The 22,395-nt window shown below is 70.5% G+C and carries 23 protein-coding genes and 1 pseudogene; 11 read left to right on the plus strand and 13 right to left on the minus strand.

The features are described from left to right. The 3 genes from Mterra_RS22170 to Mterra_RS04675 all read left to right on the plus strand — a co-directional run. A partial coding sequence (locus Mterra_RS22170; protein WP_218022873.1) for a hypothetical protein occupies nucleotides 1-635 on the plus strand: 635 nt, incomplete at its 5' end. Nucleotides 636-649: 14 nt separating this feature from the next. After that, complete coding sequence (locus Mterra_RS23380; RefSeq protein ID WP_147372546.1) at nucleotides 650-2,890, plus strand: S8 family serine peptidase; 2,241 nt, start codon at nucleotides 650-652, stop codon at nucleotides 2,888-2,890. 47 nt (nucleotides 2,891-2,937) lie between these two features. Beyond that, on the plus strand, nucleotides 2,938-4,215 hold the full coding sequence (locus Mterra_RS04675; protein ID WP_119314122.1) for a type II secretion system protein GspD: 1,278 nt from the start codon (nucleotides 2,938-2,940) through the stop codon (nucleotides 4,213-4,215). 126 nt (nucleotides 4,216-4,341) lie between these two features. Here the strand turns inward: Mterra_RS04675 and Mterra_RS04680 are convergent, their stop codons facing one another. From Mterra_RS04680 to Mterra_RS04700, 5 genes are read right to left on the minus strand one after another with little or no spacing between them, the layout of a single operon-like run. After that, nucleotides 4,342-4,599: a hypothetical protein gene (locus tag Mterra_RS04680; protein WP_119280373.1), complete on the minus strand. Its 258-nt coding sequence runs from the start codon at nucleotides 4,597-4,599 to the stop codon at nucleotides 4,342-4,344. A gap of 2 nt (nucleotides 4,600-4,601) precedes the next feature. Further along, the gene (locus Mterra_RS04685) at nucleotides 4,602-5,786 is read right to left on the minus strand and encodes an HNH endonuclease (RefSeq protein WP_119314124.1); all 1,185 of its coding nucleotides are present in this window, start codon (nucleotides 5,784-5,786) and stop codon (nucleotides 4,602-4,604) included. Further along, nucleotides 5,787-6,266, minus strand: a complete 480-nt coding sequence (locus Mterra_RS04690) for a Mov34/MPN/PAD-1 family protein (protein ID WP_119314125.1) — start codon at nucleotides 6,264-6,266, stop codon at nucleotides 5,787-5,789. Next, nucleotides 6,266-7,993 carry a ThiF family adenylyltransferase gene (locus Mterra_RS04695; protein ID WP_170159554.1) on the minus strand — a complete coding sequence of 576 codons (1,728 nt, stop codon included), beginning with the start codon at nucleotides 7,991-7,993 and terminating at the stop codon, nucleotides 6,266-6,268. Before Mterra_RS04695 ends, Mterra_RS04690 begins: the two co-directional genes overlap by 1 nt. Beyond that, nucleotides 7,990-9,048, minus strand: a complete 1,059-nt coding sequence (locus tag Mterra_RS04700) for a nucleotidyltransferase domain-containing protein (protein WP_119314127.1) — start codon at nucleotides 9,046-9,048, stop codon at nucleotides 7,990-7,992. The genes Mterra_RS04695 and Mterra_RS04700 overlap by 4 nt, the downstream gene beginning before the upstream one ends. Nucleotides 9,049-9,164: 116 nt before the next feature. On the opposite strand from Mterra_RS04700, the gene Mterra_RS04705 reads away from it, so the two are divergent. The 3 genes from Mterra_RS04705 to Mterra_RS04715 all read left to right on the plus strand — a co-directional run bounded on the left by Mterra_RS04705 (nucleotide 9,165) and on the right by Mterra_RS04715 (nucleotide 11,200). Then, nucleotides 9,165-9,578 carry a helix-turn-helix domain-containing protein gene (locus tag Mterra_RS04705; RefSeq protein WP_218022874.1) on the plus strand — a complete coding sequence of 138 codons (414 nt, stop codon included), beginning with the start codon at nucleotides 9,165-9,167 and terminating at the stop codon, nucleotides 9,576-9,578. A 43-nt stretch (nucleotides 9,579-9,621) separates the two neighbouring features. Next, nucleotides 9,622-10,434 (plus strand): ImmA/IrrE family metallo-endopeptidase, encoded by an 813-nt coding sequence (locus tag Mterra_RS23385; RefSeq protein ID WP_119314128.1) that lies wholly within the window; start codon nucleotides 9,622-9,624, stop codon nucleotides 10,432-10,434. 259 nt (nucleotides 10,435-10,693) lie between these two features. Next, the gene (locus tag Mterra_RS04715; protein WP_119314129.1) at nucleotides 10,694-11,200 is read left to right on the plus strand and encodes a reverse transcriptase-like protein; all 507 of its coding nucleotides are present in this window, start codon (nucleotides 10,694-10,696) and stop codon (nucleotides 11,198-11,200) included. On the opposite strand, the gene Mterra_RS04720 is transcribed toward Mterra_RS04715, so the two are convergent. The 3 genes from Mterra_RS04720 to Mterra_RS04730 form a co-directional block, all read right to left on the minus strand. Beyond that, nucleotides 11,197-11,607, minus strand: a complete 411-nt coding sequence (locus Mterra_RS04720; protein WP_119314130.1) for a hypothetical protein — start codon at nucleotides 11,605-11,607, stop codon at nucleotides 11,197-11,199. The two genes, Mterra_RS04715 and Mterra_RS04720, sit on opposite strands and share 4 nt — an antisense overlap. 45 nt (nucleotides 11,608-11,652) lie before the next feature. Further along, on the minus strand, nucleotides 11,653-11,991 hold the full coding sequence (locus Mterra_RS04725; protein ID WP_119314131.1) for a hypothetical protein: 339 nt from the start codon (nucleotides 11,989-11,991) through the stop codon (nucleotides 11,653-11,655). Between the two features lie 74 nt (nucleotides 11,992-12,065). Next, nucleotides 12,066-14,024 (minus strand): ATP-dependent helicase, encoded by a 1,959-nt coding sequence (locus Mterra_RS04730; protein WP_119314132.1) that lies wholly within the window; start codon nucleotides 14,022-14,024, stop codon nucleotides 12,066-12,068. 245 nt (nucleotides 14,025-14,269) lie between these two features. Between Mterra_RS04730 and Mterra_RS04735 the strand changes: the two genes are divergently transcribed. Next, entirely contained in the window at nucleotides 14,270-14,713 is a 444-nt protein-coding gene (locus Mterra_RS04735; RefSeq protein ID WP_119314133.1) for a hypothetical protein, read from the plus strand. Then, complete coding sequence (locus tag Mterra_RS04740; protein ID WP_147372547.1) at nucleotides 14,713-15,411, plus strand: hypothetical protein; 699 nt, start codon at nucleotides 14,713-14,715, stop codon at nucleotides 15,409-15,411. Before Mterra_RS04735 ends, Mterra_RS04740 begins: the two co-directional genes overlap by 1 nt. Nucleotides 15,412-15,494: 83 nt before the next feature. On the opposite strand, the gene Mterra_RS04745 is transcribed toward Mterra_RS04740, so the two are convergent. Together Mterra_RS04745 and Mterra_RS04750 are read right to left on the minus strand one after the other, a co-directional pair. Next, nucleotides 15,495-15,908, minus strand: coding sequence for a ribbon-helix-helix domain-containing protein (locus Mterra_RS04745; RefSeq protein WP_119314135.1), 414 nt, complete (start codon nucleotides 15,906-15,908; stop codon nucleotides 15,495-15,497). Further along, nucleotides 15,892-16,524 carry a hypothetical protein gene (locus Mterra_RS04750; protein ID WP_147372548.1) on the minus strand — a complete coding sequence of 211 codons (633 nt, stop codon included), beginning with the start codon at nucleotides 16,522-16,524 and terminating at the stop codon, nucleotides 15,892-15,894. Before Mterra_RS04750 ends, Mterra_RS04745 begins: the two co-directional genes overlap by 17 nt. A gap of 348 nt (nucleotides 16,525-16,872) precedes the next feature. On the opposite strand from Mterra_RS04750, the gene Mterra_RS04755 reads away from it, so the two are divergent. The 3 genes from Mterra_RS04755 (at nucleotide 16,873) to Mterra_RS04770 (ending at nucleotide 18,423) form a co-directional block, all read left to right on the plus strand. Next, nucleotides 16,873-17,298, plus strand: coding sequence for a hypothetical protein (locus Mterra_RS04755; RefSeq protein ID WP_119314137.1), 426 nt, complete (start codon nucleotides 16,873-16,875; stop codon nucleotides 17,296-17,298). 6 nt (nucleotides 17,299-17,304) lie between these two features. After that, the gene (locus Mterra_RS04760) at nucleotides 17,305-17,739 is read left to right on the plus strand and encodes a DUF2227 family putative metal-binding protein (RefSeq protein WP_027894374.1); all 435 of its coding nucleotides are present in this window, start codon (nucleotides 17,305-17,307) and stop codon (nucleotides 17,737-17,739) included. 336 nt (nucleotides 17,740-18,075) lie between these two features. Then, on the plus strand, nucleotides 18,076-18,423 hold the full coding sequence (locus Mterra_RS04770) for a hypothetical protein (protein ID WP_169730727.1): 348 nt from the start codon (nucleotides 18,076-18,078) through the stop codon (nucleotides 18,421-18,423). A 288-nt stretch (nucleotides 18,424-18,711) separates the two neighbouring features. On the opposite strand, the gene Mterra_RS04775 is transcribed toward Mterra_RS04770, so the two are convergent. From Mterra_RS04775 to Mterra_RS04785, 3 genes and pseudogenes are all read right to left on the minus strand, one after another. Next, the gene (locus Mterra_RS04775) at nucleotides 18,712-20,571 is read right to left on the minus strand and encodes an STAND family AAA ATPase (RefSeq protein ID WP_027894372.1); all 1,860 of its coding nucleotides are present in this window, start codon (nucleotides 20,569-20,571) and stop codon (nucleotides 18,712-18,714) included. 1 nt (nucleotide 20,572) lies between these two features. Then, nucleotides 20,573-21,892 (minus strand): metallophosphoesterase family protein, encoded by a 1,320-nt coding sequence (locus Mterra_RS04780; RefSeq protein ID WP_051304430.1) that lies wholly within the window; start codon nucleotides 21,890-21,892, stop codon nucleotides 20,573-20,575. A gap of 313 nt (nucleotides 21,893-22,205) precedes the next feature. Beyond that, nucleotides 22,206-22,361, minus strand: a pseudogene (locus Mterra_RS04785) (transposase); the annotation flags it as partial. Nucleotides 22,362-22,395 lie beyond the last annotated feature (34 nt).

Consider the following 22,395-nt stretch of genomic DNA (forward strand, 5'->3'; position numbering starts at 1 on the left):
CCCCCGCCGGGGAGGGCGACCCCCTGGCCGCGGCCGCCCTGGGGCGGGACTACGCCCTGGAGTGGGGCTGGCCGCCCGTCCCCGGGGCCGACGGCTACGCGCTCTACCAGAGCCTGGGGGAGCTGGGCGGCCCCTACGAGGCGCAGTGCCGCCAGGCGGCGGGGGCGGCGGGGCGGCAGAGCTACTCGCAGTACGTCCCCGCCACGCCGGGGGAGGTCTTCTACGGGGCGCTCACGGTGCTCACCGGCGGCGCCACCCGGGAGAGCGCCCTCTCCAACGCCGACGACGCGGTGTTCCTCCCGCCCCAGGAGGCCCTGGCCCCCGCCCAGGGGGCCGGCGTGTCCAACGGGCGGCCCCAGCTGAGCTGGGCCCGGACCGAGGGGGCGGCGGGCTACCTGTACTTCGTGCTGGACAAGGACCCCTGGGACCCCCGCGCCCGGGTGCTGTGGACCAACCCCGCCAACCCCGACGGCACGGTGAGCGTCACGCCCCAGCTCTCGGCCACCTACCCCGACGGCCGCGCGCCCCTGCCCTCCGGCACCTACTTCTGGTGGGTGGCGGGGGTGTCGTTCGACGGGAAGGGCATCGTGGACGGCCTCAGCTTCTCCGACCCCCGCTCCTTCACGGTGCCCTGATGACCCTGGCCGCGATGGAGCCGTACCCCCGCCGCCGGACCCGGACCCCAACCCTCGGGCTCGTCTCCGGGCTGGCCCTCCTGCTCCTCCTGGCCGCCTGCGGGGGAGAGGAGGGCGAGGGCGACCCTGCGAGCCAGACCTACACCCTGACCGCGGTGGAGTCGCTGCCCGCGGCGCCCGGCGACACCCTCACCGCCTACGGCACCCTCCCCCAGAGCCTCACGCTGAGCCTGGAGGGGGGCGCCCTCGCCGCGCCCTTGGCCCTGACCCCCACGCCCGTGCAGGGGGGCGTGCGCTTCACCCTGCCCGCCACCCTGCTGGCCGGGCAGCCCACCCTGTACCTGCGCTGGGAGCAGCCCGACGCCCAGGGCAAGACCTCCCTCAGCGCCCCCCTGGCCGTGGTCCCCCGCGTCGAGGGGGCCGCGCTGAGCGGGCGCACCCTGTACCTGAGCGGGCGGGGCTGGCCCGCCACGCCGGAGGGCCTGGAGGCCGCCGAGACCCTGACCCGCCTCGAGGTGGACGGGCTGCAGCACCCCCCGGGGCTGGAGGGGGGCCGGCTGGTCCACACCCTCCCCGAGTCGCAGGGCTACGGCCGGCTCACCCTGCGGGTGTGGGTGGCGGGCCAGGCCTCGGCGCCCTACAGCCTGGACCTCGAGGCGGGGGCGGTGAAGGGGAGCGTGGCGCTGCCCGCCGGCGCCGGCCAACGCCTTCCCGCGACCGGAACCGGCGGGGAGACCGGCTCCCGGGCCGGCCGCCCCGGCGGGGAGCGCCAGATGAACGCCCTGGTGGTGCGGCACGAGCCGGGGGCGCTGGAGCTGCCCGGGCGGCTCGAGGCTCGAGCCTGGGGCCCGGGCCTGAGGCGCCGCGCGGGCCTCGTGCTGCGCCCCAGGGGCGGGCGGGGCCAAGACCAGGACCGGGGCCGGGGCGTGGCCTTCACCCGCCTGGAGTTCGCCACCCCGGCCCAGGCCGAGGCCGCCCGCCGGCGGCTGGAGGGCCGGCCGGGGGTGCTGGGGGTGGAGCACGACGCGGTGGTGCGCCTCGAGGCCGTTGCCGCCCAGGCCGCCTGCGCCCTCACCCCGCCGGAGGCCGCGCTCGAGCGCCAGTGGCACCTGCCCCTGATGGGCCTGCCCGCGGCCTGGGGGCGCACGAGGGGGGAGGGCGTGGTGGTGGCGGTGGTGGACACCGGGGTGCTCCCGGAGCACCCCGACCTCGCGCCCAGCCTGCTCCCCGGCTACGACTTCGCCGACGACGACCCCGACCCCGCCGACACCGCCGGGCACGGCACCCACGTGGCCGGGCTGATCGCCGCCCAGGGGAAGGTGCGGGGGGCGGCCCCCGGCGCCAAGGTCGTGCCGGTGCGGGTGATCGCCGAGGACAGCACCAGCGCCTTCACCCTGGCCCAGGGCCTGCTGTGGGCCGCCGGGCTGGACCCCGAGCGCCCCAACCCCAACAGGCCCCAGCTCATCAACCTCAGCCTGGGCACCGAGGCCTACTCGGAGGTGCTGGCCCAGGCGGTGCAGGCGGTGCGGGCCGAGGGCATCGCCCTGGTGGCCGCGGCCGGCAACTCGGGGCGGCGCTTCCTGAGCTACCCCGCCGCCCTGCCCGGCGTGATCGCGGTGACGGCCCTGGCCGGGCCCCGCAGCGCCTACCAGCCCCCCTACGCCAACCGGGGGGAGGGGCTGTGGCTCAGCGCCTACGGGGGCGACCCCGGCGCCGACCAGGACGGCGACGGGGTCTGCGACGCCCTGCTCTCCACCGACCTGGCCGCCGGGGGCCAGGCGGGCTACGGGCTGCGGGCGGGCACCAGCATGGCCGCGCCCCTGGTCAGCGGGGTCGCGGCGCTGGCCCTGGCCAGCGGCACCCGCCCCGACCTGCTGCGCCCCACGCTGGCGGGCACCGCCGCCGACCTGGGGGTGCTGGGCTACGACCTGGACTTCGGCCACGGCCTGGCCACCGGGCGCGCCGCCACCCCCGGCACGCCCCGCACCTACCTGCTGGCGCTGGGGGATGACGGCAGGCCCGTGGCCTGGACCCTGGTGCAGCCCGACCTGAGCTACACCCTCTCCAACCTCCCCGCCGGGCAGCCCCTCGCCCTGGTGGCCGCCTCCGACGCCGACGGCGACCGGCGGCTGGGGGAGGCGGGCGAGCTGATCTCCGCGCCCCGCCCCTTCACCCCGCGGGCGGGGGAGACCCTCGGCGCCGAACCCCTCGCGCTGGAGGTGGCCGACGGCGGCCGGGAGGTCTACCTGTTCTGAGAGCGGCGCGGCGCATCACCGCGCCGCGTCACCGTGAGGAAGCCTGTATGAACGCCCTGTCGAGACGCTTTAGCCCCCTCCTGCTGGCCCTCCACCTCTACCCCGGCCTCGGCCTGTCCCTGGCGGCCCCGGCCCCGATGCCCCTGACCGTGCTGGGCGGCTTCGACAGCCTGCTGCTCCTGGGCAACGGCCGCCTGAGCTACACCTACGACCCCGCCACCCACACCCTGTTCATCCCCGGCGCGGTGCTGGCCCCGGGGGCCGAGCTGCCCGAGGGCGTGCTGGCCGAGGCGGGGGAGGACGGCCTGAGGATCAGGTTCGCCGAGCCCTACCGGGTGGCCGTCTCGCCCGACGAGCGGCGGCTGCAGGCGGTGCGGGTGGCCTCGCTCACGCCGCCCGCCAGGCCCCCGGCCGCCCAGGCCGGGCCCGACGGCCCGCCCCAGCCCCAGCCCCAGCCCGACGAGCGGCTGCCCCAGCTCTACCGGCTGAGCTACGCCGACCCCGCCACCGTGGCCGCGCAGCTGGGCCAGCTCTACGGCAGCGTCCGGGTGGTGGTGGACGAGCGGCAGCGGGCGCTGCTGGTGCTCGTGAACCCCGCCGACCGGGCCCTCATCGACCAGGTGGTCCGCATGCTGGACGCGCCGCGGCCGCAGGTGGCCTTCGAGGCCGAGGTGATCGAGATCAACCGCAGCCTCAGCCAGGCCCTGGGCATCGACTACGACCTCAGCCTCTTCCGCTTCGGCGTCAAGGAGACCAACATCCCCAACCCCACCGGGGGCAACCCCGTCCGCTTCGGGGTCTTCGGCCGCGACGTCAGCCTGCCCATCGGCTTCAGCGCCACCCTCAACCTGCTGCAGTCCAGCGGGGCGGGGCGGGTCCTCGCCAAGCCCCGGGTGGTGACCACCGACGGCGTCGAGGCCCGCATCAACGCCACCCAGAACCTGGCGGTCATCGTGACCAACAACAACGTGCAGGCCGTGCAGAACCTCTCCACCGGCATCACGCTGCGCATGCTGCCCAAAGTGGCCCCCGACGGCTCCATCGAGGTGCAGGTCAGCATCTCGGTCTCCGCCCCCACCTCCCAGACCCAGAACTCCTTCTCCTTCTCCACCCGCGACGCCACCACCACCGTGCGGGTGGGCTCCGGCGAGGCCATCGTGATCGGGGGGCTGCTGGAGAACCGCCGCACCGAGAGCGTGGAGAAGGTGCCGGGCCTGGGCGACATCCCGGTGCTGGGGGAGCTGTTCAAGACCACCTCCACCACCACCGCCGAGACCGACCTGGTCATCGTCATCACCCCGCGCCTCCTCACCCCGCTGCGGTAGGGGAGAGGCGTGCGGCCCCCGGAGGGAGCGCACAAGGAGGCCGGAGGCTGTCCTTTTCCCTCGGGCAGGGTCCGGCGCGCCGGGCGGTGGCTAACCGGTGGAGACGTACTCGAGCGCCCCCGGCTGTCATTCCTGGGACAGCCAGCGGATCTCCGCTTCGTTCTCGGGGTGGGACTCCACGTGCACCTGCAGGAAGGCCTCCCACGAGGGGAAGATGGCGATGCTGCTGTGGCCCCCCGGCCGGTTGACGTCGGAGCGCCAGCACACCACCACCTGGCCGGTGTGAAAGACCACGCCGTCGAGCACGCGGCCGGTGCCGCTGATGCCGGTGGCGTCCTTGCGGCGGGCGAGAAAGAACAGCCGTGGTTCAAGACCTTTATTCACGGTCACACCTCCAAGGTGAAACACCAACCCTGATCGGGCAGGTACTCGTAGACGCGCAGCCTGGGGAAGTGGGAACGGTACTGACGACCGATCTCCACCGCTACCGGTGGCGGTACTGCCGCGAAAAGGTGGACCCGGGCCGTGTCCCCGTGGGCTTGCGGGATCTTGTTGAACAGGTGGTGGAGGAGGATGCCGGCCTGGGCCACCTGTTCGGGAGAGGTGACCACGCCTAGGCCGGGCGCGGGCATCTGGATGCTGTAGGTCGGCAGGTCTTCCCCGAGTGCCCGCCGGACCTGCGCTGCAGGAATTCGCCCAGAGATCTCGACCTTCAGCACCACGTCTGACTCCACGAAGGGGCCCTCGGGCTCGCGGAGTTCGGGTGTCTGCGAGGCCTCGTCGCTCTCCTCCCACTTCCAGTGCCGCTTGTCCTTGCTGAGCTGGTAAGTGTCCACGTCGACCTTGTCCCCCAGCCTACGCCCGAGAGCGATCATGAAGGGGATGCGGGCCAAGGCGAAGACCGAATAGTGCTCGGGACGAACCGTCTCCTTCAGGTAGTCGAACCGGCGGTTCATCTCGGCCAGCGCCCGCTGCCATCCGTCGGGGTCCTGAGGCTGTTCGGTGAGCGTGGTCAGGTCGATCTCGAGCGGGCGTTCCTGAGCCGGGTAGCGGCGCGGCCACATGGCTTCCAGCGCCTGGGTCGGGGTTGGCGGGTTGGGTATTGTTCCGTTCGCCATCCGGCTGGTGAAAACGAGGGCGTGCGATTTCTTGCTGGGTGTCATGGAAGTGGCCCTCTCGATGCGCTCCTCATGTGCCCGTTTCATCTCGCGGAGGCGCGCCTCAGGATATTTATCCTCTAGCGCTTTTTTATCGATGAGGTTGTGGCAATCTTGGCACACCAGCATGAGGTTGTCGATGTCGGTGGCGAGCAAGGGTGAACGCTCTGGGTCGCCCCGCGGTCCGTTAGAGGAAAAGCCCACGATGTGGGCGATATGGCTGCGGTTGATGGCTTGCAGGGTCAGGCCATGCCGCCAGAGTTTCTGTCCACAGCCTTCGAATTCGCAAAGACCTGCGGCCCTAGCCCAGAGTTGCAGGATCACGTGCTGGGGGATCTTGGGTCGTGCCACGTCGCCGGCGCGTGCTGCTTTTGTTGCAGCGGCCGCTTTTCTTGCCTTGAGCCTCTTGCGCATTTAAAGCCTCACCTCCCCGATCTTGACCGTGCTGCCGTCCGACCGCACTCCCTCCCACGCCCGCAACACGCGCGTCCCGACGACGATAAAGAACAGGGCCTCGCCATAGATCCTCGGGTCGGCCAGGTGCCTGCGCCAGGAACCCAGGTCCTCGTCCGAGGGGCTGGGGACGGGCTCGGGGTGGGTGTGCCACTCCCCCAGGTAGACGCGGGTGCCGCCGCTGGCCCACCAGGCCGCGTCCACCACCCGCTGGTGGGCCTGCGAGCGTACGAAGCGGTGGCGCTCGCGGAGGTCGCCGGGCATAGGGGTCGACACCGCGTCGAGCACCACGTCGGGCGAGTCGAGGATGAAGCGGCCCAGCAGCAGCCCACCGCCCTCGAGCTTGCGCCGGCTGTCCTGGCGGTAAGCCAGCATGCGCTCCAGGGCATGGGTGCGTACCTTGAACCGCCCCTCGCCCGCCCGCTGGAACACCAGGGCCATCAGGAGCCTCCCCCGGCCGCGCCGCAGACCGGGCAGTCCGGGCGGCGGAACTCGCACCCCCCCAGGCTGAGGCCCTCCGGCGGGGTGCCCCAGCGCTCCGACAGCCGGAAGCCGGCCCCGAGGAACGCCCCCGGGTCGCCCCGCCACGAGACCAGCCGGTTCCCCGGTGTAGCGCCGGTGAGGCTCTGCAGGGCCAGCCGCGCCGCCAGCTCGGCCGTGCGCGCGGCGTCGAGGTAGGAGAAGGGGGTGAAGGCCCCGCCGCAGCCGGCCAGCTCGCGGGTGAACCGCTGGCCCGGCGCGGCGAAGGAGGCGCGGTTGAACAGCGGGGCCTCCTCATGGTCCGGCGGGTTGAACAGGCACTCGAAGCAGCCCTCCCCCCGGCCCGTCAGCAGGGCGTGCCCGCCGACGCCCAGCGGCTCGAGCCAGGTGAACAGCGCGGGCGGGGCGGCGGGGGAGCGCCGCAGGCGCTCGTTGAGCTCGAGTTCGAGCGAGGGCTCTCCGGTGGCCAGCACCACCAGGTCGAAGCCGCCCAGGTGCACGTGGCCGTCGTCGAGCGCCCTCCGCACGTCCTCGGCGACGGCGCTGACCTCCAGGTAGGGGAAGCGCTGCTCGAGGTCGTGCTTGAGGGCCTCGGCCTTGGGCCGGCCGGCGGCGCTGCGGCCGAGGACGTGGCGGAAGGTGTTGTCGTTGCTGAGGCGGTCGGGGTCGACCAGGGTCAGCGACCCCACCCCGCTGGCAGCCAGCAGCACCGCCAGCTGCCCGCCCAACGCCCCGCAGCCCACCAGTAGCACCCGCCTGCGGCCCAACCTGCCGTCGGCACCCCCGCGGGGCAGCAGGTAGGTGCGGTCCCACCGCTCCAGCCCCAGCACGGCGGGCACCTCCGAGGACCCGCCCAGCAGCGGGTGCACGCCGGACCTGCTCGGCGGCTTGAGCCCCAGCAGCGTCCAGGTGCCGCCCGCGCTCAACACCCCCAGCACCACGGGGGCGTCGGCACCGGCCTTGCGCAGCAGCTTCCCGAGGCGCTTGCGACCCCTGCGGTGCAGGTGGCCGTGGAGGAAGGCCCGCCAGTCCTTGAAGGTCCACGCGGCGCCGCCGGGGGGTGGGGTCGGGGCGTCGTGCAGCGCCATGGGGACGTAAACGGCCAGGCGGGATCTCCACTCCCCAGCGCCGAGGCGCCTAGCGACGACCTCGAGCCGGGCCTTGTCGTCGGCGAAGGCGACGGGCACGAACCCGCCGCCCTCCCGCTCGCCCCGCTCCAGGGCGATGATCACCCGCGGGCCGCCCTCCGGCTCGACCGCGCTGCAGGCGACGCGAGCCTCCGGCGCCCCGCCCCAGTAGGCCCCGAACTCCTCGGCGAAGTCGGCCAGGTTGCGCCGCTCGAGGCCCGCCTCCACGGTCTCGAGGGCCGAGGCGAGGGCCTGCCGAAGCACCCCGGCCGGGTCGCGGCGGTCGACCACCAGTCCCTGGCGCACGGCGAAGCAGACGTCGCCGTCGCGGGCGACGTGGGGGATGCGGAAGGGCAGCCCGCTCACCTCCACGTGCGGCAGGTCGGCGGGGAAGCCCCGGGGGACCCGGACGGTGACCTCGAGGCCGTGCCCCGCGACGGCGACCCTCCCGGTCGCACCCGCCAGGATGCCAGGACCCAGCCGAGAGGGGTCGAGCGGCTCGACCGCCTCGAGCTGCTCGCGCGCGACCTGTTCAAGGACGTACTGGATCGTGCCGCTCACGCGCTCGAGCTGCTCCCCACGTACGAGCGGCCCCCCTTCTTCGCGGTCTCGCTCTCCTCGGGCACCGGGAAATCCCCGCCGAACTGCTCCCGCAGGGTCAGGCAGGCCTCGCGGGTGTCCGGCTCGCTGGCGGCCTGCCCCAGGGCCTGCTTGAGCGCCTCGAGCTCCTCCTTGAAGGTAGCCATCTGGGGGTTGGTCATCCGGGTGAAGACGTCGGTGTGAGGCTTGACCGGCACGTTCACCACCAGGCGCCAGGCCCACGCCTCCTCCTGCTCGTGCCGGACATACTGGAAGTTATCCAGCATGCGCCCGACGAGGGCCTTGAGGGCGGCCCGGTCGTCGTACTCGGTCTTGTTCTGCAGCAGGTCGACGCTTTTCACCGGATCGAACCAGTAATAGGCGGCCAGGGTCAGGCCGATGCCCACGGGCGCCCCGTTCCCGCTCGCCTTGAATCGCTCCTGCCGCCAGCGCTTGAGCGCGCGGACGGCGCGGCGGAATTGCGCGGCGTCGTCCCCGCTGAAGCGGCCCGTGACCGCCGCGATCAGCTCCTCGGGCTCGGCCTGCTCCCAGAGCTTGTACTTGGCGTCGGAGTTGGCCTTGCCCTTGGCCAGGTACAGCGGTCCCCGGCCTTCCTCGCCCGCGGCGTACACGGCGAGGTCGACGTGGTAGTCCTCCTTGCCGTCCTTGAAGTAGTAGACGGTGACACAATTGCGGCGGATCTCGACCCGGCTGGTGTGGTTCTCGAGCGCGTCGTACACCCACTGCTTGACCTCGAGCGGCCCGTGCTTGTCCTTCGAGACGTGGAACTTGACGCCCACGTCGATGTCGTAGTCGCCTTCTACCGGCCTGATCCCGGTGTTCATGGCGTAGCTGCCCTGGTTGAAGGGGCTGAACTTGGGCGGCTCCTCGCCCCTGGCCCCGAAGTCGCGCTCGAGGCCCTCCCTGAGCTTCCTCAGCACGATGTCCCGCTTCTCGCGGAGGGTGGCGTTCTCGTCGTACTGCCCCAGCCGGATGTTGTCGTGGAACTCGACGAACTGTTTCTGCACCTTGGCCATTCCCTTTCACCCCCTGGGTAACCGCACCGTTTACTGGCGGTGCGGTACCGCCTGCTAATGTTCACTTTAGTTAACGCTCACTAAATGTCAAGAGGGCGACCTTATAATCTATTAAAGTGAACACGGAGGAGCGGGCCATGACCCTCGGGGAGCGCCTAAGGAGTTTCCGCCAGAACCGGTTCCCGTCCCTGCGCAAGGCCGCCGAGGCCGCCGGGGTCTCGGTGGCCTACCTGTCCAAGCTGGAGTCCGACGAGGCGGGTAACCCCACGCTTGAGGTGCTCAACCGGCTCGCCTCAGCCTACGGCGTGACGCTGGAAGAGCTGACGGGGGGTGGTCCGGGCCCCGCGCCCGCCCAGGCCCTGCCGCCCTCGCTCGAGGAGTTCGTGCGGGAGTACCGCGAGCGCTACCCCGAGCTGGGCGACCCTGACTGGCAGCGGATGCTCCTGGGCATCCGCCTGCGCGGCAAGTACCCCGAGCGGGGCGAGGACTGGCACATCCTGTTCCTCCAGCTCAAGCGGGCGCTCGAGTGATTAACGCACCGCCCTTTCCCTGGAGCCGGTTTAGTCTCGAGGGGTGTGGGACGACCGCGACCCCGACTTCGCCGAGATCCGGGCCGCCTTCTTAGAGGCGGTCGACGAGTTCCACCGCCGGCACGGCTACAGCCGCGACTTCCGGCGCCTGGCCGCCGAGCTGGGCGTCACCGTTAAGGAGGGGGAGGTCAACAAGGCGTTCACCACCCCGGAGGGGGAGCGGGTCATCCTGATCGACCCGCGTGAGCCCCGGGCCAGGCTCGCCTTCACCGGGCTGCACGAGCTGGCCCACCATCTCTTCCAGATGGCCCTCGACGGCGAGCTCGACGGGTACCTCAGGTCGCTGTTCTTCAAGAACCGCGCGCTGGCCACGCAGGCTGAGGAGAACCTGTGCTTCGAGGCCGCCGCCCGCCTGATGATGCCCGGGCACCTGCTGGAGGCCAGCCTCCAGGCACACGGCTACGGCCCCCTGGCGGTCTTCCACCTGGCCCGGCACTCTGGGGCCTCCCACCAGGCGGCCCTGCGCCGGGTCGTCCAGGAGCACGAGACCGACGTGCACGCGGTCCTGGTCGCGCCCAACGGGAAGGTGCTGTACTCGCTGGCCCACGGCCCCAGGCGCGGCCGGAACTCGGTCGGCTCGGGGTTCGTGCTGCCCCGGGCCCACCCCCTGCACCCCCAGGGGTTTCCCTCGGAGGGGACGGTGACCTTCGAGGACCGGGTGCCCTTCAAGCGGAGCTCCGCCGTGTGGAGAAGCAAGGTGGTGGCGGCTCGGGAGGCGGCCTCGGGGCGGGTGCTCGCCTTCTACCTCGACCGGCTGCCCCGGGCTTCCCCCGACCAGCCGGGGCTCTTACCGTGACGTGGCTCGGCCCCCATGGCCGGTGCCAGGTGTTCACGGTCGACGACACGAACCGGCATGTGCACCCCTTCTGCCTGGAGCGATACCAGCCGGCAATCGCACTCGCCGCCGCGGCAAGTCCAACGCCTCCTCTCAAAGGATTTGATAGCTTGAATAAGGGCCTGTGACGGCAGCCGCGTCAACTGCGGATGACCCGGCGACCCTCCCGCCGGGACGTAGTCTGGTCCAGGCCCCGGAAGGGGGTTAAGAGGCTAAGCTGATGGTCACACTTTGGACGGACGGGTCGGTGCTCGCGGGGGAGGCCAGCCGCTACGCGGTCTGGGCGGTGGTGCTGGGGCGCCCGTGCCAGCCCAAGCGGGCGCTGGTGGGCTGGTCCCATAAGGACGGGCACGGCTCGCCCCACGCGCTGCGCCTGCCGCCGATGGAGGGGCCGGTCCACCCGCACCGCGCCGAGCTGATCGCGGTGATCCAGGGGCTGCACCAGGCGAGGTTGGCCGGGCACCGGCGGGTGCTCCTGCGCACCGACGCCCAGAGCCTGGTGCGCGCGCTCAACTCCGACGGGCTGTACGCGCTGTCGCCGCGCCAGGAGCTCGACCTGCCGCTGTGGGCGTTGTACTACGGCTTCAAGGGGGGCTTCGAGTGGGTGCGGGTGCGCTGGGTCCGGCGCGCGCGGCTGCAGCCGATCCACGCGCTGGCCTACGGCTACGTCCACGCCCTGCGCGCGGAACGGCCGGTCCTGGCGGAACCGGCCGTGGCGGCGGGCTAGAGCTCCTGCCCCTCCTCCTCGACGTCAAAGCTGGGCAACACCGGCCGGCGCCGGCGGGCGCCGGCCTGCAGCTCCTCGCCCGGGCGCAGGTGGCGGGTGGGCACGCGGGACGTGCGCAGCGCGAGAGACACGAAGCTCCGCAGTGCCTCGAGCATGCGGTTGCGCTCGTGCTGGGTGAATTTCCGCTCCACGAGCTCCTCGAGCACGTCGGTGGGCACCCCGTGGGTCAGCTCGAGGCGCAGCGCGAGCTGCCGGGCGTGCTCGAGGTCGGCCGGGGTGCTGCCCTCGTAGGGGCAGACCACGCACACGAGCTCGTCGTCGCGGGTGATGGCGACGTAGCTGGGTTGGCCGTAGGGGTCGTCGCAAACGCCGTCCTGGAGCCGAATTCGGGAAACGTGGTAGGTCATGGGGCCTCCTGATTCCGTGTCCGTTCTAGCTTACCTCGGCACCCCTCAGCGGGCAACGGGCTCGGCGGGCTCGGCGGCCCCCACCAGCTCCAGGCGGTAGCCGGGGTCGGGGTGCTCCTCGACGTGGAAGGCGATCTCCAGCAGCTCCCCCTCCATCACCCGCTCGTCCCCGCGCCACAGCACCGCCGGGCGGGCGTCCATCTCCAGAAAGGCCAGCAGGTCGGGCGGCTCGGCGCGGGGAAGGGCGTAGGCCGCGACGGCCGCGATCCCCCGCCCGCAGATCGCCTCGGCCTCCTCGGCCTTGAGGCTGTGGACCAGTTCCCGGACCAAGTCTTCCTCGGCAGCTTCCAGGACTTTCTCCCATAGCCTGCGCACGCTGGACATACCCTGTATTATGCCACCCGCGGAAAAGGCCCCCGGTCATTTGACCGGGGGCTGCTCCAGGCTGTGGCTATGCCCTACAGGCTCAACAGCGCCGCCGCGGCGCGGGTGGCGCCGCGGCCGTGGAAGCCGAGGGCGGGGTCGTAGTCGAGCTGCTCGAGCTGCACCTCGGCGAGGAAGGGCGAGGGGCTTTGGGCGCCCTTGGGGCTCTTGAGCGAGCACGACAGGAAGAGCTGCTCCTTGGCGCGCGTCACCGCCACGTAGAACAGCCGGCGCTCCTCCTCGAGGGCCTCGAGGTCGTCCTGGGCCTTGCGCAGGGGGAAGACCCCCTGGTTGAAGCCGAAGAGGAAGACCACGCTGAACTCCATGCCCTTCGAGGCGTGCACGGTCATCAGCCGCACCCCGCGGCCTTCGGGGGCGCTCTCGACGGCCTCCAGCGACAGCGCGCTCAGCAGGTCGCCCAGCGGCGCGTCGGGGTTCTTCTCCCGCCAGCGCTGGACCTGCTCCAGCAGGGCTTCGACGTTGCGCTCGCGGCTGAGGAGGGCCTCCGCCGACCCGTCGGCCTCGCGCGCCAGGAAGGCGGCGAAACCGATGCCCTCCAGCAGCTCCTCCAGCACCTCCCGCGGGGGGGCGGTGTGGACGTAGGGGGCGTGGCGGCGCAGGGCCGAGGCCAGGCGGCGGGCGTCCTGCCGGGCCTGCTCGCTGCGCAGGCCCTTGAGGCAGGCGGGGTCGCAGAAGGCCTCCAGCGGGCCGAGCCCGCCGGCCTTCCCCTCCTCGAGCACCTTGCTCACCCCCGCCGCGCCCGCGCCCTCGACAAGCTCCTCGACCAGGAAGCCCACGTTGAGCGGGTCCGGCCGCAGCAGGGCCTTGAGGGCGGTGAGGACCAGCTGAACCTCGCGCCGCTCGTAGAAGGAGCTGGTGGCCACGAGCTGGTAGGGGATCTTGCGCTCCCGCAGCGCCCGCTCGACCTCGAGGGAGAGGAAGTTGGCCCGCATCAGCACGGCCATCTCCTCGTAGGGCACGCCCTGCTCGTGGCTGAAGGCCACGGCGTCGGCCACGAAGCGCGCCTCCTCCTCGCGGGTTTGGGCCTTGACCAGCAGCGGCGGCTCGCCGGCCTCGCGCACCGGGAGCTGCTCCTCAGGCTTGCGCTCGCGGTTGCCCCGGATCACCTGGTTGGCCAGCCGGACCACGTGGGCCTGCGAGCGGTAGTTGGCGTACAGCCCGTAGACCCTGGCCGTGGGGTAGAGCTGCCGGAAGCGCAGGATGGTGCGGAAATCGGCCCCGCGCCACCCGTAAATGGACTGGTCGGGGTCGCCCACGACCATCAGGTTGGGGCTGGCCCCGGGGGCCAGCGCCCGCACCAGCTCCAGCTGCACCGCGTTGGTGTCCTGGAACTCGTCCACCATCAGCTGCACGCAGCGCCGCCGCGCCATGGCCGCCGCGGCCCGGCCCAGCTTGAACAGCCTCACCCCCTGCAGCAGCAGGTCGTCGTAGTCCAGCACGCCCAGCTCCTTCTTGGCGTCGGCGTACGCCCACCGGAAGTTGACGATCTTCTCGGTGAGGTCGGCGTACATCGTCGCCAGCTGCACGTCGTCCCAGCCGCTGTTGGCCGCCCGGCTCACCGCCCCCAGCGCGGCGCGGACCGTGAAGCCGTCGGGCCGGTTGCCCTTGGGGAAGAGGGCGTCGATCAGGCGCTCGGCCAGCCGCTGCTGCTCGTGCGCGTCCAGCACCCGCGCCTGCGCCACGCCGACCTCGCTGCCGTAGACCTGCAGCGCCTGCAGGCAGAAGCGGTGGAAGGTGCCGACCCACACCGCCTCGGCCAGGGGGGCCTCCAGCAGGCGCGCGATGCGCTCCTTCATCTCCCCGGCGGCCTTGTTGGTGAAGGTCACCAGGGTGATGCCGTGGGGGTCCACCCCTTCCCCGACGAGGTGCTTGACCCGGTGGGTGAGGGTGCGGGTCTTGCCGGCCCCTGCGCCGGCGAAGACCAGGGCCGGTCCCTCGAGGTGCCGCATGGCCTGCTCTTGTTGGTGGTTCATACCTTTACCTCCTATCAAGAGCAAGTATAGCAACAATAACCGCCCCCCCGCGGGGGCGGTCGGTGGGGGTTGTGGTCCTGGAGCTCCCCCGGCAGCGCCTCGGCCAGGGCGGCCTCAAGGCGCGGTGGCCAGGGGGTGTCCGCCGGGAAGGGGCGCCACGAGCGCCAGGGCCGCCCCCTATCGGTTCTGGGGATACCAAAGACACCGAATAGAACGGATATACTAATCCCTGATAGGAGGTAAGCATGACGAGACAACAGGTACACCCCGAGGAGCCCCCGGAGGTGGTGCGCGAGCGCTTCACCGCCCTGACGCTGCAATTCCGGCGGCAGAGCCGCCGGAACGGGCGGCAGGTGAAGCGGCTGTTCGTGCTCCGGCAGGCCCCCGAGGGGCTGGCGGGCCGTGGGGTGGCCGTGGGGGCCAACCTCGAGGCCCTCTCCCGGCTCTACAACCGGCAGGAGGTGGTGCTGGTGGGCTTCGACTCCTCCGCCCTGCGCAGGCGCTGGGCGCACAGCCCGGTGCGCGCGGTGGAGGCGGTTCCCCCGGCCCAGCCCGGCGACCGCTGGGTTTACTACGACCCCGCCGCCCTGGAGGGCGAGGGTGCCTGGCGGCTGCTGGACCCTTGCGCTGGGGACGGCGCGCGGGGCGAGGGTTCCCGGCCGGCCGTGCGGGAGGCGGGGAGGGCGTGATGCACGTTGTCGTCCCCCCTGACCCCCACGTCACCGCGCCCGCCGCGGCGCGGGAGGTGCTTGAGGCGGCGGTGTGGGAGCTGTTCCCCGTGGGCGGCCCCCGCGAGGCCTTCGAGCGGGCCCTGGCCGACTGCACCGCCGGGCTCTGGTTGGTCCAGCGCGCGGGGGAGGGCCGCCGTGGGCGGCTCCCGACGAGGCCGGCCGGCGCCCGCACCCCGTGCCGGGCCTACCTCGGCTGGGCCTGGACTCCCGAAGGCTTCCGGGCGGCGGTGGCGCTGGACGGTCGGCCGGGCGAGGCCGCCGACCGCCAGATCTTCCACCTGCGCGGGGTGCCCCACGAGGCCAGCGGGCCACTGCGCGGCGCGCTGCGTGAGCTGGGCCTGAAGGGGGGCTGGGGCGCAGTGCGCGCGGGGCCCCAGGCCTACCACGCCGTCCTCCGCCGCTGGTTCGAGCGGCGCGGGCAGTGGTGGGTGGAGGCCGACAGCCCGATCCCCCCCGGGCGCCTGGAGCGCCTGCTGGCCTTGCCGCTGCACGGGGAGCTGGTGGTTCAGGGGGACAGCCTGAGCTTCACCGCCCTGCCGGGCCAGCGCCTCATCTACAGCCAGCCGCCCCGGCGGGCCAGCCTTTTCGAGGCGGCCCCGCCGGGCTTCGAGGAGGCCTACGGCCGGCTGGTCGCCGGGCTGCTGGCGGGGGTCTAGCCGGGCAAAAGTACGGGGTACGGACACAGGCACAGACAGCGACGGGAAAAGGGGCCCACCGGGCCCCTTCAGTCTTGTCGGGGTTAGTTGGTCAGCCGGGACCCGCCCTGCGCCTTGGCCGCGTCCTCGTGGGCGAGGTACTCCTCCAGCGCCTGCACGATCCAGCGGTTGCGCGAGACGCCGGCGGCCTTGCGGGACTGCTCCACCTGCTTGAGGAGGTCCTTGTCCAGCATGACGAAGGTGGCTTTCCAGGGCCGGTGCCCGGGGGCAGCCAGGCCGAACTGGCGCGCGAAGCGAGCGACCTCGCCCCAGGGATAGCCCCACTCCTGGGCCAGCCGGCGTGCCGAGCCCAGGCGCCGCAGCTCGCCGGCCAGCCACTCCCTGTTCCAGTACAGCGGCAGGCCCTGGGCCTGCAGGGCCTCGACCTCCCAGTGGGGGCGGGTCGGGAACACCTTCCGCCCCAAGCGGATGAGGCTGTATTTATCCTTGCTGTTCATCCTGCGCCTCCTGCGCTTCTTGTGCTTCGCGAGTAGGGTTCTGGTCCTGTTTCTGGTTCTGGCTCAATTTCCACCGGGCCGCCTTCTCCACCAGGCCGATCTTCGAGCGCGGGTCCTGGGCCAGCCGCTCGGAAAGCTCCCCTGGCAGCCGCAGGTGCACCCCCTGCAGCTTCTCCCGCCGCTCCAGCCGCAGCTCCTCCACCGCGCGGCGCAGCTCGGGGTGGCGGAAGACGTAGGACTGCAGCGTGAGCGGCTTGTAGCCGTGCTGGCGCGCGACCTCCTCGACCGAGCGCAGCTCCCGCAGCTGCTCGAGCAGCCAGCCGTGGTTCCAGTACAGCGGCAGGTTCTGCTCGCGCAGCTCCTCCACCGTCCAGTCCTGCTTGTGGCGGCGCAGCGAGGCCAGGCGGGCGCGCTCCGGCGTCCCCTTGCCCGGACCCGGAGGGGAGGGCAGGAGCAGGTCGGCGACCTGGGCTTTGACCTCGGGGTGGCGCGCGAGGTAGTCGATCACCGTGGCCGGCTTGAAGCCGTGCATCTGGCAGAGCACCCTGATGCTGCGATGCTTTTTGAGCTCGCGGCGCAACCAGGCGGGGTCATGGTACAGGTACTTCCTCGGCATCCTCCCTATTCCGTTTCCCTTTCCCTATCAACATTCACTGTAGCATCATATGCCTTCAGGCATGAAGGAACCTTAAGGCTTTGGTCAGGTAGCGCGAGGGGCGCGGGGCGGGTGGACCCGAACGGGCCCAGGTCCCAGCCCCAGCCGGCCTCCTATCCGGGAAAAACGAACCACCGCCCTTGTTCAGGGCGGCGATTCGTGATAGGAGGTCCACCTTTCGGTGGTACGGCTCACGACCTCCCGTGAGCTAGCTGGAGGCTAGCACAAGCACGGGGAAATCGTCAAGCGCCCTTGCCCCTTCCCGAGCTTGGTGATATATGTAAGAAGCATAGGAGATAGGAGGTCGCCATGTCCGTGATCCTCAACCGCTACCAGGGCGCCGTGCGGGTTCAGTTCTCCGGCGGCGGGGAGGGCCCCCGCGAGGGCGTGCTGCTGCTGCAGTCGCTCAAGGCCTACCACGACTACGAGCGCCAGGCACAGCAGGTCTTCCGGCGCACCGGGGCCGACTACCTGGTGTGGAGCCTGCACGAGCCGCTGGTGCTCGAGCCGCCCCCCGGGCTGCTGCACGACCTGCGGCGGCGCGGGTCCAGCGACCAGATCTACGCCGCCGACCTGGCCTACCTGCAGGGGGTGCGGCTGCACTGGGCCCAGCCCCTGCTGCTGTACGCCGGGCGCTGGGACGGGCTGGTGGTACGAGGGGTGCTGGAGGGGGTGAGCTTCGTTAGTGACCCCCTCAGCCTCCCCGGCGCGCTGGCCAGCGCGCCGGCGGTGTAGGTCGCGATGCCGGCGGGCGAGGTCCACGAGCGAGCCAACCTGCTGTTCGGCGAGGGCGCTGCCTTGGCGGGCAGCGCCCTCGGCCTGGACTGGCGCGAGCCGCTGTGGCTGGGGGCGGCGCTGGGCTACGCGCTGGGGACTTTCTGGGTCACCCCCGACCTCGACAACTTCCCCCGCTACCCGGTCCTCGCCGCCCGGCGCTGGGGGCCGCTGAAGCTGGTGTGGCTGCCCTACGGGCTGCTCTTCCGCCACCGCGGCCTGGCCCACCACTGGGTGCTGGGGCCCCTCAGCCGCCTGCTGTACCTGAGCCCGCTGCTGCTGCCGCTGCGCGGGTGGCTGGAGGGCCTCGAGCCCGCCCTGCTGTGGGGGTCCCTGGCGGGGTACTACGCCTCGCAGTGGCTCCACCTGGCCCTTGACGGCATCCCCCTGCGGCGCCTGTAGTGGGCACCGGGCCCGCCGGCGCCGGGGCGTGGTGTGGCCCGGGGGCGGCGGTTTTGCGCACTATACTGGCTCCAGGGATGTTCACCGCGCTCGACGCCCGCCGCCAGCCCCCGGCCGAGGTCAACCTGCTCTTCGCCCACCTGCAGCGAGGGGGGGACGCGGCCCACAAGGAGGAGCTGCGCGCGGGCGAGTACGTGTGCAAGCACTGCGGCCGGCCCCTGCGCCCGCGCTTCCCCCTGCGGCGGCGCTGGCACTTCTACCACGTGCAGGGGGCCTCGGCGTGCCCCTACGGGGCGGGGGAGAGCGAGGAGCACCGGTGGCTGAAGTACCAGCTGGGTGCGCTTCGACGAGCGCCAGCCCCCCAGACCGCCGCCCCCGCTGCCCCCGGCGCCGCACCGCACAGCGCGGCAGGACTCCGCGGGCGTGCCCTACGGGCTGCTGATGTTCCTGCGCTCGGGCGAGGGGCTCGGGCTGCACTACCGGGCCGACGGCTTCTTCTGGATCGACAACTGGGGCAATGAGACCCCGTCGCAGGCCGCCCGGCCGGAGGAGGTGGCCCGGCACATGCGCGAGCTGCGGGCCAGGGGCGACGCCGAGGTCACCGAGAAGGGCGCGCGCTTCCTGCGCCAGTATGGCGGGAGGGCCGGGGGCGACCGGCCCGGCGGGCCCCGCGGCCGTCACTGAGGGAGAGGCCCTCTTCGGGCTGGGGTGAACGTGAACCAGGCCCCGCAGCCGCGCGCAGCGCCCGTGCCCTCCCCACCGGGCGGAGGGGGCTTCCGCCCCCCGGGTGAGGCGGTCGACCGCCTCGAGGCGCGCCGGCTTGGCCAGGTAGGCGGCCGCGCCCTCCAGGTCGCTGGGCATGCTCTCGGCCTCGTCCTTGGAGCTGAGCACTAGCACGTGACATGCAGGAGGGTTGGGTTTATGCGACGACTCTGGTCAGCAAGATAAGCCCCAATCCCGAGCCTCCGGAGGTCAGCCGCGGTGCGGGTTGCGCTTTTGGTCTCTTCCCCGAAGGTCGGCAAGCATAGCGGCGCGGTACTCGATGCCGAGCTCCGCGCAGATCTGCTGCGCTTTCCGCGGGTCTACATGATAGAGGTAGAAGTGGGTGAGGGTGAGCCGCATCAGCAGGGTGTAGGCGAGGAGCTTGCTGCGGGTCAGCTTCTTGAGCTCCCTCACCCGGTGGATGTCCACCTGGTCGAGCGCCCAAGTGCGGATACAGTAGTCGATCAGATGATAAGACACCGGTGCGTCCTCCAGCAGGCTGTTGAAAACCAGCTCCAAGTTTTGGGCGCCCACGGCGTTGGTGAGCCGCTGGAGAAAAGCCTGGGCTAGCGCCGTACAGAGGTTGAAGATGAAATGCCGGGCCCGCTCCTCGAGCTCGCGCTTCTCGAGGCTTTTCCAGGTGGGCAGCCGCTCTAAGAACAACTCACCCACGAACTGCACGGCCTCCTCGAGGTTGTTTTCGATAAGGGTGTAGAGGAGGCCCAGCCCCCGCATGGTCAGGTCGTAGCACTCGCGCATCGCCCGGACCTTGGTCTCACCGTCGATGCTGCCGGCGTAGCTGCGCAGCATCTGACCCATGACGTCCACCGTCTTCGACACCCTGTTCAGGGTGATGAAGTTGCGCAGGGTTTCGTCGATCTCATCCACGGAGTGGTCGTAGCGCTCGGGGTCGGGTTGGGCCAGGGTCTCGGCGGTCGTCCGAGCTTCCTGGTCGCCCTCTGCCCGGGCGTCGTGGAGCTTGAGCTTCTCGGTGTGGTTGGCCTCAGGGTCACCGTCCCGGAACACCAGCTGAGGTACCCGATCCGTCAGGCGGGCCACGAACTCCGTGCTCCGGTCGAAGTCGCAGGCTTGTTGAGTTCCGAGAAGGCTCCGTGCATTCTCGAGGACCGCCCGCATGATTCGGGGATCCTTAGACAGATGACCCAGCAGCACAAGGATGTTGGCGTTGTTCTCAAGGTGCAGGTTCTCCACCAGCCCTGCCACCACCTCGCGGCCCTTGTCCGGGTCTGTTTTGAGCAAGGAGTCGACGTGGGCGGCGGTGAAGTAGTGGAACTGATAGTTGTACAAAAACTCAACGCCTGAGGCGATGTTGCGGAGGAAACCGCGAGACTGCAGGGCGTCGATCAGCCGCTGCGGGTCAACCTTGATCAGCTTGGACCTGCTGTACTCGGCGACCAGTGCCTCGAAGGCCGGCCGGGAGATCGTGCGCTGCCCGCTGTCGTACAGCCGGTAGGCGAGCTCCTCCAGCACCGCCCCGAAAGTGCCCAGCTCAATCCTCGTCACCTCGCTCATCAGGGCCAGTTGTTGTTTGACGTACAGCTCGCAGAAAGCGCTGTAGGAGGCCGAGGTGATATCGTGCCCCAGGCTGGTCTCGATCTGCTGCAGGATGATCAGCACGGCGAAGGGGTACGGGGTGATCAGCTGGGCGCCGAGCATGTTGTTCACGAACTGCTCCACCTGCAGACACTTCCGACGGAGGGCTGCCACGTCACTGGTATAGGCGTCGGAGGTGGCGTACCAGCGCCGGATGAGCTGTGAGCGGAGGGAGTAACCGAACGGCTGGATCTCGCAGCGCTTGAACTCCAGCAAAGGCTTCAGGCTCCGGGCGATGACGAACTCGTCAACAGCGAGTTCGTCCCCGCTGAACAGCACGATATAATCGCCTAGCTTCGTCAATTGCTCCACCAGCGCTTCCTTCTGCCGGTAGTCGAGAACCTCCGAGTGGAAGTTATCCACGATGAAGGCCCGCTTCTCCTCCGGTAGCTGGCGGTAGGCCTCGGTGCCCTTGTCGTACTGCTCTTCGAATATCTTCTCGACGGCTTTCCACACTTTATACAGGCTGCAGGTCCTTGAGGCGACTCACGTCCAGCCGAACGGGGACCATCCCGGCTTCGTACAGCTCCACCTGCAGGCGCTTGCTCAGGGTGGTCTTGCCGGACTTCTCTGGTCCGTAGAGCATGACCTTGCGGTGTTCGCGAATGAAGTCGAGGAATTGCCCCGACCGGACCCGGGTGGCCTCCGGCTTGCCCAGCTTCGGGTCGATGCGTCTGGCCTGGTCCCGGGGCGATGACACCGTCAGTTCGGGGTAGAGGAAGAGGTCGCTGAGAGAGAATTGCCGCCGGGCGGTACTGAAGCGGAAGTCACTGTGGTCGAGCTCCTCGGCGTAGCCCTGCTGGAACTGGAACTCCCTACGCTGCCGCAAGGAATTCCAGGGGATGCTGGACCAAGCGTCCTCACAGGAGGTGGAGTAGCGCTCCCCGTTCCAGGTCAGGGTCACCGTCTTGTGCTGGTTGTTAAGCAGGTCGAGGACGATCACGTGGAACCAGCTCTGGGCAGGGTCATCATTGTCCTGTAGCACCCCGCCCTCGATGTAGTGCTGGGTTGACCCGTCCCGGTTGCTCACGTCCCGCACCCCGGGGACGTGCTCATGGCCGGTCAGGGCAAAATCGGAGGTGCGCTCAATGAGGTTACGAAAGTCGCGGGCATTGTTCGGCTCGAGCCAACCGTACGGGTGGTGGAAGACGCTGACCACCAGTCCGTCACGCTGGTCAGGAGGCGTCAGCCGCGTGACCGGCATGAAGAGTTCTCCCGGCTTTTCGCTCAAGGTGGACAGCCACGCGGTGTTATAGGCGTTCACGTAAAGCCTGCCGCCTGCGACCGGGATCTCTACGGTTTGGAACAGGCGCTCCAAGCCTTGAGGGCATGCGCCCTTAGCGAAAGTTGAACGAAACTCGAAGAAAGCGCTCTGCACATTGGTCGCGATGTCCACGACCGAGGCATCGGCGTCCCCACAATTGAGGCTTGCATCCCGAAGCAAACCGCGGGCCTTAGAGTCGAAAGCGAAGTCGCAGTCGTGGTTGCCTGGAATTAGGATGACCTCGACGGGGTTGTCGGTCTCTGACTCAAGACGTTGCCGGAGGCCTGCCAAAAAATCCGACGCCAGCCGGTACTCCTCCGGCTTGCCGCTGAAGGCTACGTCGCCGGTCACCAGCAGCACGCACTGCCGTGCCCGCCCGGGCTCAATCCCCCGGATGGCATCCACGATCCGGGCAGCCCGATCTAGAACGGGGTTCGGTTTTGAGTGATGGAGATGGATGTCGCTCAGCTGGATGATGAACGCGAGTGGGGATTCAAGGTGTTGAGGTAACACGAACCATTCTACGGTAGGCGGTTGTCACCACGGGTTCGACACCCCTTGAGGCAGGCTTTTATCACAATCCTTGAATCAACCTCAACAGAGCTTGAGGGCTGGCTGAGAACCTCCTGACCGAGCACAACACCGGCTGCTTCTTGAGATGCAAGAGGCTCTGGATTACGCTCCGTAGGCACATCAGCCCTACCGCCCTCTTCCGGCTCCGCGAAGCATTCTCCCCGAACACCACATCCCGCTTGTGGTGCAAGCGGTTCTCGACCTCCCTTGGGGGTCAGTACCCCTTTTAGAGAGAAGGGGTTCTGCCGGGATCAGGAGTGTACGCCCGCACCACCCGGCGCAAGCCGTTGAACACGTCCCTCAGGGCGTATCCCCTCTGCGGCGCGTCCTCGCGCATCAGGGTCAGGTAGGGGGCCACGAACCCCCACTCCCCGTCGCTCACGTCGCTCGGGTACCGCTTCCGGCTCATCCCCCCGGCTTAGCCCTAAAGTCCATAACACCCT

Source organism: Calidithermus terrae (assembly GCF_003574345.1).
Classification (GTDB): Bacteria; Deinococcota; Deinococci; order Deinococcales; family Thermaceae; genus Calidithermus; species Calidithermus chliarophilus.

Excerpts from the sequence above, each read along its gene's own strand:
- Mterra_RS23380 (WP_147372546.1), top strand. The coding sequence starts at position 650 with ATGGAGCCGTACCCCCGCCGCCGGACCCGGACCCCAACCCTCGGGCTC.
- Mterra_RS04675 (WP_119314122.1), top strand. The coding sequence starts at position 2,938 with ATGAACGCCCTGTCGAGACGCTTTAGCCCCCTCCTGCTGGCCCTCCAC.
- Mterra_RS04685 (WP_119314124.1), bottom strand. The coding sequence starts at position 5,786 with ATGCGCAAGAGGCTCAAGGCAAGAAAAGCGGCCGCTGCAACAAAAGCA.
- Mterra_RS04690 (WP_119314125.1), bottom strand. The coding sequence starts at position 6,266 with ATGGCCCTGGTGTTCCAGCGGGCGGGCGAGGGGCGGTTCAAGGTACGC.
- Mterra_RS04700 (WP_119314127.1), bottom strand. The coding sequence starts at position 9,048 with ATGGCCAAGGTGCAGAAACAGTTCGTCGAGTTCCACGACAACATCCGG.
- Mterra_RS04715 (WP_119314129.1), top strand. The coding sequence starts at position 10,694 with ATGGTCACACTTTGGACGGACGGGTCGGTGCTCGCGGGGGAGGCCAGC.
- Mterra_RS04720 (WP_119314130.1), bottom strand. The coding sequence starts at position 11,607 with ATGACCTACCACGTTTCCCGAATTCGGCTCCAGGACGGCGTTTGCGAC.
- Mterra_RS04725 (WP_119314131.1), bottom strand. The coding sequence starts at position 11,991 with ATGTCCAGCGTGCGCAGGCTATGGGAGAAAGTCCTGGAAGCTGCCGAG.
- Mterra_RS04730 (WP_119314132.1), bottom strand. The coding sequence starts at position 14,024 with ATGAACCACCAACAAGAGCAGGCCATGCGGCACCTCGAGGGACCGGCC.
- Mterra_RS04735 (WP_119314133.1), top strand. The coding sequence starts at position 14,270 with ATGACGAGACAACAGGTACACCCCGAGGAGCCCCCGGAGGTGGTGCGC.
- Mterra_RS04740 (WP_147372547.1), top strand. The coding sequence starts at position 14,713 with ATGCACGTTGTCGTCCCCCCTGACCCCCACGTCACCGCGCCCGCCGCG.
- Mterra_RS04745 (WP_119314135.1), bottom strand. The coding sequence starts at position 15,908 with ATGAACAGCAAGGATAAATACAGCCTCATCCGCTTGGGGCGGAAGGTG.
- Mterra_RS04750 (WP_147372548.1), bottom strand. The coding sequence starts at position 16,524 with ATGCCGAGGAAGTACCTGTACCATGACCCCGCCTGGTTGCGCCGCGAG.
- Mterra_RS04755 (WP_119314137.1), top strand. The coding sequence starts at position 16,873 with ATGTCCGTGATCCTCAACCGCTACCAGGGCGCCGTGCGGGTTCAGTTC.
- Mterra_RS04760 (WP_027894374.1), top strand. The coding sequence starts at position 17,305 with ATGCCGGCGGGCGAGGTCCACGAGCGAGCCAACCTGCTGTTCGGCGAG.